The organism is Variovorax sp. dw_954 (assembly GCF_018449755.1).
Classification (GTDB): domain Bacteria; phylum Pseudomonadota; class Gammaproteobacteria; order Burkholderiales; family Burkholderiaceae_C; genus Variovorax.
The window spans coordinates 137,367-148,639 of record NZ_JAAVVD010000006.1; the positions used below are offsets into that span (position 1 = coordinate 137,367).

Annotated in this window: 9 protein-coding genes; 3 read left to right on the forward strand and 6 right to left on the reverse strand. The window is 67.5% G+C overall.

Annotated elements, in window-relative coordinates; all coding sequences use genetic code 11:
- Positions 1–18: 18 nt before the first annotated feature.
- Positions 19–570 (reverse strand): hypothetical protein, encoded by a 552-nt coding sequence (locus HB681_RS12115; RefSeq protein WP_213955070.1) that lies wholly within the window; start codon positions 568–570, stop codon positions 19–21.
- Positions 571–785: 215 nt separating this feature from the next.
- Here HB681_RS12115 and HB681_RS12120 point away from each other — a divergent pair, with 215 nt between their 5' ends.
- The 3 genes from HB681_RS12120 to HB681_RS12130 all read left to right on the forward strand — a co-directional run bounded on the left by HB681_RS12120 (position 786) and on the right by HB681_RS12130 (position 4,446).
- Complete coding sequence (locus tag HB681_RS12120; RefSeq protein WP_213955071.1) at positions 786–1,367, forward strand: hypothetical protein; 582 nt, start codon at positions 786–788, stop codon at positions 1,365–1,367.
- 57 nt (positions 1,368–1,424) lie between these two features.
- On the forward strand, positions 1,425–3,095 hold the full coding sequence (locus HB681_RS12125; RefSeq protein ID WP_213955072.1) for an arylsulfatase: 1,671 nt from the start codon (positions 1,425–1,427) through the stop codon (positions 3,093–3,095).
- A gap of 76 nt (positions 3,096–3,171) precedes the next feature.
- Complete coding sequence (locus HB681_RS12130) at positions 3,172–4,446, forward strand: formylglycine-generating enzyme family protein (RefSeq protein WP_256734921.1); 1,275 nt, start codon at positions 3,172–3,174, stop codon at positions 4,444–4,446.
- Positions 4,447–4,656: 210 nt separating this feature from the next.
- Here the strand turns inward: HB681_RS12130 and HB681_RS12135 are convergent, their stop codons facing one another.
- The 5 genes from HB681_RS12135 to HB681_RS12155 are packed head-to-tail and all read right to left on the reverse strand — an operon-like array spanning position 4,657 to position 11,270.
- Complete coding sequence (locus tag HB681_RS12135; protein ID WP_213955073.1) at positions 4,657–5,520, reverse strand: hypothetical protein; 864 nt, start codon at positions 5,518–5,520, stop codon at positions 4,657–4,659.
- Between the two features lie 12 nt (positions 5,521–5,532).
- Entirely contained in the window at positions 5,533–7,638 is a 2,106-nt protein-coding gene (locus HB681_RS12140) for an HlyD family efflux transporter periplasmic adaptor subunit (protein ID WP_213955074.1), read from the reverse strand.
- Entirely contained in the window at positions 7,638–8,981 is a 1,344-nt protein-coding gene (locus HB681_RS12145; protein WP_345944664.1) for an HlyD family efflux transporter periplasmic adaptor subunit, read from the reverse strand. Before HB681_RS12145 ends, HB681_RS12140 begins: the two co-directional genes overlap by 1 nt.
- Positions 8,978–9,754: an HlyD family efflux transporter periplasmic adaptor subunit gene (locus HB681_RS12150; protein ID WP_345944665.1), complete on the reverse strand. Its 777-nt coding sequence runs from the start codon at positions 9,752–9,754 to the stop codon at positions 8,978–8,980. Before HB681_RS12150 ends, HB681_RS12145 begins: the two co-directional genes overlap by 4 nt.
- Positions 9,732–11,270 (reverse strand): TolC family protein, encoded by a 1,539-nt coding sequence (locus HB681_RS12155; RefSeq protein WP_256734922.1) that lies wholly within the window; start codon positions 11,268–11,270, stop codon positions 9,732–9,734. Before HB681_RS12155 ends, HB681_RS12150 begins: the two co-directional genes overlap by 23 nt.
- Positions 11,271–11,273 lie beyond the last annotated feature (3 nt).

Consider the following 11,273-nt stretch of genomic DNA (forward strand, 5'->3'; position numbering starts at 1 on the left):
TGCCGCGAAAGTTCCACCTCACGCCGTCGCGCCCGCCTTGCGGCTGCGCAGCCCCGCCAGCAGCAGGATCAATCCGAACGCCACGCCATAGACGCACGCCACGAGACGCCGCTCACCGCTCCCGACCGGCCCCAGCAACAGGCCCATGCCGAAGAGCGCCGTGCACACGCTGGACGCCACCACCGGCCATAGCAGGGACTTGTCGACTTCGGCCTCGCCGCGCTGCCGCAACGCCCGCATCAAGGCATAGATCACGCCGGTGATGCCCAGCGCGATGAAGACGGTGACGACCGCGGTCGTGAAGAAGGCGCCGGTGAACAGGTTCGACGTGATGTTGGGGTTCAGCAGGATCGTGCCGCCGAACACCAAGCGCACCATGGCATCGAGCAGCGTCACGAAGAACAGCCATTGCCCCCGCACGCTGCGAAACAACGCAATGGCAAGGCCCAGGCCGAGCAAGCCGTCGCCCACGCCGTAGTAGCCGCCGAGCGGCATGTCGTTCGGCGCCAGCAGAAGGCAAGCGCCGAAGAGCAGGTTGAAGGCGCCACGAAGCAGAAGCAGTTGTCGCATGAGCATGTGCCCTGGCAGGCGAAGCGAACCACCTTACTAGCTTGCATACCCGCATGCAAACGCACGTTGGGGAATGGCCCTGTGCACTTTGGTGCAACGAGGCGTTACCGGGTGCGTTGCGCTCAGGTCTTTCAGCTACATTGGCCCGCGGCAGCTTGCCGAGTTGGCCCGGCCAGCGCCGGGACTGCCAACCCACAATCAACAGGGAACACCTCATGCGTTACTTCGCAATCGCGCTGGTCTGCGCGCTATCACTGTCTCAGGCAGCGCTTGCCAAGGATCCCCCGAAACCGGCCAGCACGGGCATCGGCGTCGCGGGCGGAGAACTCGAGGTGCGCGCCACCGTGGTCGAACTCGACAAGGCCCATCGCACCCTCGTGCTGAAAGGCCCCAAGGGCAAGATCGTGACGCTCTCGGTCCCTGCCGAAGTCAAGAACTTCGATGAGATCCGCGTCGGCGACCAACTCGTGTTGCGCTACGCAGCCGCGGTCGCGGCCCAGCTGGAACCCGTGGCCCACAGCGATGGCATCCGCGAGCGCGTGGAGACTGCCAGCAGCGGCACCGCCCCCGCCGGCTCGCTGCCAGCGGCCGGCGCAACAAACACGGTCGAGGTCCTGGCCGTCGTTCAAGCCATCGACCGCAAAGCCGGCACCGTCACGCTGCGCGGCGTCTCGCGCACTGTGACCGTCAGGATTCCAGAGGGAATGGACACCAGCAAACTCAAGGTCGGCAGCGAGGTGCGTGCAGTGATCACGGAAGCCGCCGTCCTGAGCGTCGAGCGTTCGGCGAAGAAGTAGCCGGGCGTCCTGCTCGCGCAGGTCTCTGCGCACCGGTTTTTTTCAAAGGGAGGAAGCATGACATCCAGAAGCAAGCTCACGCTGCTTGCGCCCGCGGCGTTCGTCGCGATGATCGGGCTGGCCGCAGTGCCAGCCATGGCGCAGCAACAGCAATCCAGACCGAACATCATCCTGATCGTCTCGGATGACACCGGCTACGGCGACCTCGGCCCCTACGGCGGCGGCGCCGGGCGCGGCATGCCGACGCCGAATATCGACCGGCTCGCGAACGAAGGCATGACGCTGTTCAGCTTCTATGCGCAGCCAAGTTGCACGCCCGGTCGCGCGGCGATCCAGACCGGCCGCATCCCCAACCGCAGCGGCATGACCACCGTGGCCTTCCAGGGCCAGGGCGGCGGGCTTCCCGCGGAAGAATGGACACTCGCCTCCGTGCTGAAGAAGGGCGGCTACAAGACCTTCTTCACCGGCAAGTGGCACCTCGGCGAAGCCGACTATGCCCTGCCCAATGCGCAGGGCTACGACGAGATGAAGTACGCCGGGCTCTATCACCTCAACGCCTACACCTACGCCGACACGACCTGGTTCCCCGACATGGATCCGGAACTGCGCAGCATGTTCCAGAAGGTCACCAAGGGCGCGATGTCCGGCAATGCCGGCGAGAAGCCGTACGAGGAATTCAAGGTCAACGGCCAGTACGTCGACAAGCCCTCCATCGACGGCAAGCCGGGCGTCGTGGGCATCCCCTTCTTCGACGGCTACGTCGAGAAGGCATCGCTCGACTACCTCGACCGCAATGCCAAGGCCAACACGCCCTTCTTCATGAACATCAACTTCATGAAGGTGCACCAGCCGAACATGCCGCATCCGGACTACGTCGGCAAGTCGATGTCGAAGAGCAAGTACGCCGACTCGGTGGTCGAGCTCGATTCGCGCATCGGCCGCATCATGGACAAGGTGCGCGCGCTGGGCCTGGACAAGAACACGCTGGTGTTCTACACGACCGACAACGGCGCCTGGCAGGACGTCTACCCCGACGCCGGCTACACGCCTTTCCGCGGCACCAAGGGCACCATCCGTGAAGGCGGCAACCGCGTGCCGGCCATTGCGTGGATGCCAGGCAAGATTCCGGCTGGCAGCAAGAGCCACGAGTTGACAGGCGGCCTCGACCTGATGTCGACCTTTGCCAATGTCGCCGGCGTCAAGCTGCCGGAGAACGACCGCGCCAACAAGCCGATCATCTTCGACAGCATCGACATGTCGCCGGTGCTGTTCAGCGAGAACGGCAAGTCGGCACGCAAGTCCTGGTTCTACTTCACCGAGAACGAACTCTCGCCAGGCGCCGCGCGGGTGGGCAACTACAAGGCGGTGTTCAACCTACGCGGCGACAACGGCGCGCAGACCGGCGGCCTGGCCGTCGACACCAACCTGGGCTGGAAAGGACCCGAGTCCTATGTGGCGACCGTGCCGCAGGTGTTCGACCTGTGGGCCGACCCGCAGGAGCGCTACGACATCTTCATGAGCAACGTCACCGAGCGCACCTGGACGCTGGTGACCATCAATGCCGCCGTCAAGGACCTGATGAAGACCTACGTGAAGTATCCGCCGCGCAAGCTGCAGAGCGAGACCTACAGCGGCCCGATCACCTTGTCGCAATACGAGCGATTCCAGCACCTGCGCGAAAGCCTGGCGAAGGACGGGTTCAACTTGACCATGCCCGGCGGGAACTGACGCGAGCTTCGACATCCATGGCCCCGGCTTGTCCGGGGCTTTTTTTTCTGCGACAAAGACTTTTTCGCGATCGATCATGAGCAAGCAGCAACGCACCAAGCGCAAGCCCACGCGTCCCCCGGCAGGTGCCACGACGACGGTGCCGGTCGCCGGGCCCGTGAAGGCCGCGGCCCCGCCCTCCTCGCGCAGGACCTTCCTGGCGGCACTGGCGGGCGCCGCCGCCGTGGGTGGCGCAGCCTACGGTGGCATGGCCTGGTGGCAGGCCCGCGAGGCAGCGTCGAACCAGGTTGCCGCGCCCGGCAATGCAGCGCAAAGGGCGCATCCCACAGTCATCCAGGGCGACGGAGTGCACGGCCCCAATGGCATGGTCTGGGTGCCCGGCGGCGAATTCGCCATGGGCAGCGACAGCAAGCTGGCTCAGGCCAATGAAAGGCCGGCCCATCCCGTCCGGGTGCACGGCTTCTGGATGGACCGCAGCCACGTGACCAACGCGCAGTTCCGCGAGTTCATCAAGGCCACCGGCTACGTGACCACGGCAGAGCGCAAGCCGGACTGGGAGACCCTCCGCGTGCAAAGCCCGCCCGGCACGCCGCGCCCGCCGGACAGCGTGCTCGTGCCCGCCGCCATGGTCTTCGTCGGCACGGATCGCCCGGTGAACCTCAACGATTGGTCCCAGTGGTGGCAACTGGTGCCCGGCGCATCCTGGAAAGCGCCGCAAGGCCCCGGCAGCAGCATCGAAGGCAAGGACGATCACCCGGTGGTGCAGGTCAGCTACGAAGACGCCGAGGCCTTTGCCAAATGGGCCGGCAAGCGCCTGCCGACCGAAGCCGAATGGGAGTTCGCCGCGCGCGGCGGCCTCGAGCAGGCCACCTATGCCTGGGGCGACGACTACCAGCCCGATGGCCAACCCATGGCCAACATCTGGGACAAGACGGCCAAGGGCCGCTTTCCGGTGCTTCCGAAGGTGAGCGCCAAGGCCGGCGGCGCGATCGGCACGCAGCCGGTCGGCACCTTCCTGCCCAACGGCTATGGCCTGGTCGACATGACCGGCAATGCCTGGCAATGGGTCGCGGACTGGTATCGCTCCGACTACTTCCAGCTGGAGGCCAAGGCGCAAGGCAACAAGCCCATCGACAACCCCGCGGGTCCGCAGGACAGCTGGGACCCGGACGACACCGGCGCCCCTCCGGCCGCGCCCCGGCGCGTGACGCGCGGCGGCTCCTTTCTCTGCAACGAGGACTATTGCCTGAGCTATCGCCCGAGCGCGCGACGCGGCAACGACCCGTTCAATCCCATGAGCCACATCGGCTTCCGGCTGGTGAGCGATGCGCCCAGGCCCGCCGGCACCTGACGCGGCCGGCATGCAGCGCTTCGATCCGGACGGGGTCTGGAACAAGGCAAAGTGAGGCCGCCGGACCAACGGGCCCTCCGCCCGTCACCCGGTCGGGACGACTTGCCCCGCTTTTCCGGAAGCTCTTGAGTCGATGTGGCTTCGCCATCTCGACTCATATCAATCCCCCGCGGGGGGGCGGGCCGGGCTTCGCCCGGTCCTGGGGGCCTCTTACTGCCCGGCCCCCAGCCGCTTCGCCTGCCATTTCACATACGGCACCGTGGCAGCGAGGCTCACCAGCAGGTACAGCATGATCGCGGCGGGCACCTGGTGGTCCGCGGCGCTGGTCGCGTTGGCGGTGGCCAGCGCAATGGCGATGCCGGGATGCCGGCAGGCCGACGACAGCGCCAGCACCTCACGCGTCTCGGGATCCGGGCCGCCCAGCCAATGACCGACGGCCAGCGCGATGGCCACGAACACGACGATCGCGATCAGCGTGCCGTCGCCGAGCAAGGCGCCCAGCGCACGGTGCGCGGCGATCAGGATCGCAATGCCCGCGAGGGGCAGCAACCACTTGCCCACCAGGATGGCGGGGGTCGCGATGCGTGCGGCCAGCTTCGGTATGAAGCGATTGCAAAGCATGCCCGCCAGCAAGGGCAGCACCGCCGCGGTGAGGACGATCTTGGCGATGGCGATGGGCTTGATCGTGAAGGTCTTGTCGTAGAACGCGTCGATCAGGTGAACTTCCAGCGGAATGATGAGCACCGACAGCAGCGCCATCGTGACCATCAGGCCCAGGCCATAGGACGCGCGCCCGCCCGCCTTCTCATGCCGGCGGGGCAACAACGGCGGCACCGGCGAGATCGAGAGCGCGACCAGCGCGGCCTCGACCGAATGGCGGAAGTCGAAGGCCTGCGCCAGCAGCACGGCCACCACCGGGATCACCACGAACATCGCAAGCAATGAGCGCAACAGCAGTGACGGCCGCTTGAAGACGTACAACACGTCTTCCCTGGTGGCGCTCAGGCCGAAGCCGAACACCGTCACGATGATGCTCGCCTTCAGGGCGAGGATGACCACATCACGAGCTTCCATCGACAGTCCTTTCTAGAAACCACTTTCGCGCCGCACCACCGCCAGCAGTTGCGTGGCGCCTTCGCCCAGCAGGCTGCGGCGCGCGCCGTCGATCTGCAGGTGGCCGCGGAGCTCCTGCATGCCCGGCGGCGGCGCATCGAGTTGAACCAGCACGTGGAACAGCGCCGGCGTCGGCACCAGTGCCTCGCCCTGCTTCGAGGTGGCCAGCGGCCCGCCGAACCTGGAAGCCAGCTGGCGATGTTCGAGCTGTGCGACGCGCGTGCTGCCGATGGCGACGACGCGGCCTTCGATAGGCGTGAAATGCCCCTCCGGATAGAAGCGCACGCCGGCGCCGCCTTCGATCCGATGCACCTCGTCCGGCCTCACATAGGCATCGACCTGCCAGGTGCGCGGGTCGACCAGCACGCCCAGCGCTTCCTTGGTGCCGGCCCATTGCCCGGCCTGCCAGTTCGGGTCGACGTCGCGCCACTGGCCGTCGAAAGGCGCTTGCAGGTTGAGGCGGGCGATCTCGGACCGGGCCGCGCTCTGCTCCTGTATCTGCACGTCGAGGCGCTGCCGCGTGGCGGCCTCCTCGCTCAGTCCGGCCGGTTCGGCCAGGAGGCCGGTGAGGCGCGCATTGAAGCTGCGCACGCCCGCTTCGCTGCGCGTCACGCGCTCGGCGATGTCGGGTTGCTCCAGCATGACCAGCGCGTCGCCAGCGCGCACCGTGCCGACGGCATGGATGTCGCGGATCAGCGCGGGGAACGGTGCGAACACGCGAAGCTGGTGCTCGGCCCGCGCCACGCCATACGAATGAATCTGCGTCTGCCACGGCATGGCCAGCAACGCCAGCAGCCCGGCCAGGAAGGCGAAGACGAGGAACTTGCGCCGCATGGGAATGCCTGCCCTTCGGGACCACCAGTGCCCCAGTTCACGATAGATGGGCCGCACGATGAACCATGTGACTTCGACCGCGAACAGGAAGATCCCGAGCAGCTTGAAGAACATCAGGTACACCGCCACCGCGATGCCGGCGAACAGCACCAGGCGATACGCCCAGGTGACCATCGCAAAGGCGATGAGCGAGTTGCGCCGCGCCGTGCTGAAGGACTCGGGCCATTCGTCCGGCAGGCCCAGCAGCCCTCGCCGCAAGGCGGTGCGCGCGAGCCGTTGCGAGCGCTCGTGCAGGTTCGGGAAGTCCAGCAGGTCCGACAGGATGAAGTAGCCATCGAAGCGCATGAACGGACTGGCATTCAGCGCGAGCGAGAGCAGCCAGGCGGTGGTCGCCAGGTAGAAGAACCCGTCGCGCAATGCGCCCGGCTCGCAGACGGCCCAGCCCAGCGTGGCGAGCCCGGCGATGGCCAGCTCCGTCAGGATGCCGGCGCTCGCGATGGCCAGGCGCTGGCGCGAACTGCGCAGCTTCCAGGCCTCGCCGGTGTCGGTGTAGAGCATCGGCCACAGCACCACGAAGGCCACGCCCATGTGCGCCACCTTCAGGCCCAGCCGCGTGGCCACCAACGCATGCCCCATCTCGTGCAGGGCCTTGCCGAAGGCCACTGCGACCGCGAAGCCGACGATGCCTTCGGCCGAGAACGATTCGACGATGGCGCTGCGAAACGCGTCCCACTGGTGCGCCACCAGGACCAGCCCCAGCAGGCTCAACGCGAGCACCAGCAAGCCCGTCAGCGGATGGAACAGCCAGCCGAGATACTTCGATAGCCACCGAAGCATGCGTTGCGGCCGCACCAGCGGAATCCGGAAGAAGAGGTAGTGGTGCAGCCAGCCCTTCCAGGTCAGCCACGGGTTGCCCTCGCTCTGTGCGCGCAGGCGGTCGACGGCGTCCGGGCCGGGCCGCAGGAGCTGGTTCTGGTCGAGGAAGCGGCGGAAGTCGAGCACCTGTTCGGCGTCGGGCTTGAGCGCGGTCTGCCGCGAGATCTGCTCGCTGATGGCGCGCGGCGTCTGGCCCCAGCGCAGCAGGCATTCGAACTCCAGCCAGCCAATGCGGTAGAAGCGGTTGATGACCGTGTCCTGGATGACCCAGCTCGGCTCGCCGCCGCGGTCTGCCGCGGCCTCGCTCAGCCGCAGGTCCTCGCGCAACGGTGGCAGCGGCAGGTCTTCCAGTTGCAGCGGCGCCGGCATCACCAGCCCAGCCAGGCGCGCGCCGACGCGATCGGCCGGCGCAGCAGGTAGTAGCCCAGCGCGACGCGCTCGCCGTACAGCTTGGCGGTCCCGTGCAGGCCCAGGCGGCGATGCTCGCCCTCGCCTTCGATGCTCGCCAGCAGCCGGTAGGCCACCACGCTTTCTTCCGTGCTGCGGGCCTGGTAGCTGGTCTCGAGGATCTTGCCCTCCAGCGGCTCCAGCGGGTAGGCCGTGAGGTACAGCGTGACCGGCGCGCCCACCTCCAGCGCGATCGCGTCGGCCACCGGCAACTGCACCAGCATCGCAGGCTGCGCCGGATCGGCCACCTGCAGGATGCGCTCGCCGGTCACCACCGGCTTGCCGATCCAGTCGTTCGGGTCGCTGAACACCGCCACGCCCGCGCGCGGCGACAGCACGTTGGTGCGCGCCAGTTGCGCCGTCACCGCCGCCCATTCCGAGCGGCGCTGTTGCGCCTTGCCGTTGAGCACCGTCAGCTCGCTCTTGCTCTGCGGGTTGTCGAAGGCGCGCTGGCTGGCCGCGAGCAGTTCGGCGTCGGCCACGGCGACCTCCTTGCTGAGCACTTCGGCACGGCTGCGCAGCGTGGTCTCGTCGAGCGTGAACAGCGGCGTGCCCTCCTGCACGGCCTGGTTGGGCCGCACGTGCACCTGCGCGATCACGCCGTCGATGGGCGAGCTGATGATCTTGGCCTCGCGCGAGACGATTTCCGCGGGTGCCAGTGCGGTCTGCCGCACCGGCAGCAAGGCCAGCGCGCCCAGCAGCGCCAATGCCAGCAACGCGTGCCGTCGGCCCGGGCGCCAGCCCGCGAGACGCCGCTGCCCGGTCAACGCCGACCAGCAATAGGCCCAGGTCTGCCACAGGCCCTGCAGCAGCGGCTGCAAGGGTTCCAGCGGCGGCGCATCCATGAGGAACAGCACCAGGCCCAGGCGCTTGCCGTTCCGGCCATGCAACGGAACGCACCACACGCCGGCCGGCCACCACTCGGTCCAGCCGTCGGCCACCTCGGTCGGCGGCTTCAGCGCATCGCGCGACAGCCACTGCGGCTCGCTGCCGTGCAACTGCTTCGCCAGCCAGCGCGAGGCCCGGCGCAACCACACCAGGTAGGGCGAGTCTTCCTGCGGCTTGGCCAGGCCGGAGACGCACAGCACCTCGAAGGCCTCGCCGCGCTGCGCCAGCACCAGCGCCTGCCGGAACTGCAGCAGCGGATAGAGGTCGTTGGCCATCGAGAAGGCCAGCGTGTTCAACGTATCGGCGGCCAGCGCCTTGTCGCGCAGCGCGCCTAGGTTGAGCAGGAGTTGCGCAGGGATTTGGGCGCGGTCGTTCACGGAGAGGTCGGGAAGCTCGCGATGCCGCTCATGCCGGCGATCAGGTCGGGAAACTTCTCATCGAGCTTGCCTTCGAGTTCGACGGTCTGCGCCACTGCATCGACGCGCGCGTTGATCGCGCTGATGCGGGCCGGATAGGTCTTGCCGGTCTCTGCAATGGTGACCTTGAACGGCTGGCCCGACTGCAGTCCCTTGAACAGCGTCGACGGCACGTTCAGCCGCAGCTTCAGGGCGCTGTCGCTCACGATGTCGAACAGCGGCGTGCCGGCGCTCACCGTCTGGAAGGACTTGGCATAGACCTTGGCGATGCGTGCCGCGAACGGCGCGCGCACCGCGCAATAGCCGGCCTGCGTCACGGCGAGCGTGCGCGAGCCGGCGGCCTTTTCGGCTTCGGTGTTGGCCATGGAGACTTCGAGGTCGCCCACGGCGTTGAGTTCGCGCAGGCCCTTCTTGGCGTCGAGGTTCTGCCGGGCCTGGGCCAGTTCGGCCTCGGCCACCTTGGCGCGCGCGATCTGCTCGCCGCACTGCAACTGCACCAGCAACGCCCCCTTGGGCACCTGCTTGCCAAGCGAGCCGTTGATCTCGCCCAAGGTTCCGTTCATCTGGGCCGACAGCGTGGTCTCCAGTTCCGGCACCAGCAGCACGCGGATGGCGGAGGGGTCGATGACGACGGGCTTGGCGGCGGGCGATTGCGCGAACACGGGCATGGCGATGCCGGCGCCGAGGACCAGCAACACCGACAACCACTTCTCACTGTGCGGAAGGATTCGCACCAGCACCTCCGCCTGTGGTGTTGCGCAGCAGCGCGGATTGCTCCATCTCGGTGGTCACGCGCTGGATCTCGCCAGCGAGCGTCTTGATGTCGTAGCTTTCGATGGCCGGCGGAAACACGTCGAGGCCGACCGAGTTGTACAGGCGGCCCCAGGCGGCCTCCGCGTTCGCAAAGGCAGCCTCGCGCTGGTAGCCCGACAACAGGTAGCGGCCCTCGGCGCGGATCACCTCGAGGTCCGAGCCCAGCGTCGTCTTCTTGGCGGCGCGCGCATAGTCGAGCAGGCTGGCGTCGACCCGCAGGCTCTCGTTGGCGAACTGCACCTCCTGCAGCGTCAGCTGGTAGCGCAGCGCGCCCACGCGCACCTGCGTGAGCACGGCCATCGACAGCGCGATGCGCCGCGAGTCGTCGGTCTCGCGCTGCGACTGCTGCGTGGCGTTGAGCGAAGGCAGCGCCAGCAGCTTCAGCAGGTTGATCGACACGTCGATGCCGGTCGCGTTCCAGTAGTTGTTGTAGAGGTAGGCGTTGGAGTCGTAGTTGCGCCCGACGTTGAGGCTGACGTTGGGCCAGAGTTGCGCCTTGGCAATGTCGATGTCACGTTCGTTCGCGCGCTTGCGATACCACTCCTCCATGATCTCTGGCCGCCGCACCAGCGCAAGCTCCTCCAGTTGCCCGATGTCCGGGCCGAGGGTCGGCAACAGCGGGTTGGGCACGTCGACCAGCTGCATCGGCGCATTGGCCGGCAGCGACATCAACGCGCGCAGCTCGGCCTGCGAGAACTCCAGGTCTTGCCGGCGAATGGTCAGCAGCGACACCGAGTCGAGCAATGCGCGCTGGTAGGCCAGGATCTCCTGGCGCGGCAGCAGGCCCTTGTCCTGCGCCTCGCGCGCCTGGCGCAGCGCGTCGTTGGTGCGCGCCAGCAGGCCGTCGACCTGCGGCAGCAGGCGTTGCGCGCCGAGTGCGCGCCAGTAGGCATTGCGCACGTCCTGCAGCACGTTCTGCGCGACCTTGCGACGGCGCTCCTCGGCCATCATGATCTGGTCTGCCTTCTGCGCGGTGCGGTAGTAGGCGATGCTGAAGTCCAGCGTGCTCCAGCTCAGGCCCAGGCTGCCGATGTAGCGATAGCGCTCCTCGGACGTCGATGCGCGCAAGCTCACCTGCCGGTCCTCGATGCCGATCGAGGTGCCGCCCGAATCGTTGTTGCGGCCCAGGTGGCCGGCCGACGCCACCAGGCGCGGCAGCATCTCGTAGCTGGACACGTCGCGCAGGTTGGTGGCCAGCGCGCTCTCCATGAGCTTGAGGCGGTAGTCGAGGTTGTATTTCAGCGCACGGGCCGCCGCTTCGTAGAAGGTGATCGGGCCGGTGACGGGCTCCTGGTCCGAATACATCTTGACCTGGTCGGCCTTGGCCCGGTCGACGGTTTCTTCCTGCGTGTAGGGCTGTTGCTTGACACCCGAGCATGCCGCCAGCGCGAGCGCCAGCATGGCCGTGCCGGGCGCCTTGATGGACCAGTACCCCATGCC

What these genes read in the sequence shown, in the direction of transcription:
- HB681_RS12115 (WP_213955070.1), bottom strand. Translation starts at nt 570, where the DNA reads ATGCGACAACTGCTTCTGCTTCGTGGCGCCTTCAACCTGCTCTTCGGC.
- HB681_RS12120 (WP_213955071.1), top strand. Translation starts at nt 786, where the DNA reads ATGCGTTACTTCGCAATCGCGCTGGTCTGCGCGCTATCACTGTCTCAG.
- HB681_RS12125 (WP_213955072.1), top strand. Translation starts at nt 1,425, where the DNA reads ATGACATCCAGAAGCAAGCTCACGCTGCTTGCGCCCGCGGCGTTCGTC.
- HB681_RS12130 (WP_256734921.1), top strand. Translation starts at nt 3,172, where the DNA reads ATGAGCAAGCAGCAACGCACCAAGCGCAAGCCCACGCGTCCCCCGGCA.
- HB681_RS12135 (WP_213955073.1), bottom strand. Translation starts at nt 5,520, where the DNA reads ATGGAAGCTCGTGATGTGGTCATCCTCGCCCTGAAGGCGAGCATCATC.
- HB681_RS12140 (WP_213955074.1), bottom strand. Translation starts at nt 7,638, where the DNA reads ATGCCGGCGCCGCTGCAACTGGAAGACCTGCCGCTGCCACCGTTGCGC.
- HB681_RS12155 (WP_256734922.1), bottom strand. Translation starts at nt 11,270, where the DNA reads ATGGGGTACTGGTCCATCAAGGCGCCCGGCACGGCCATGCTGGCGCTC.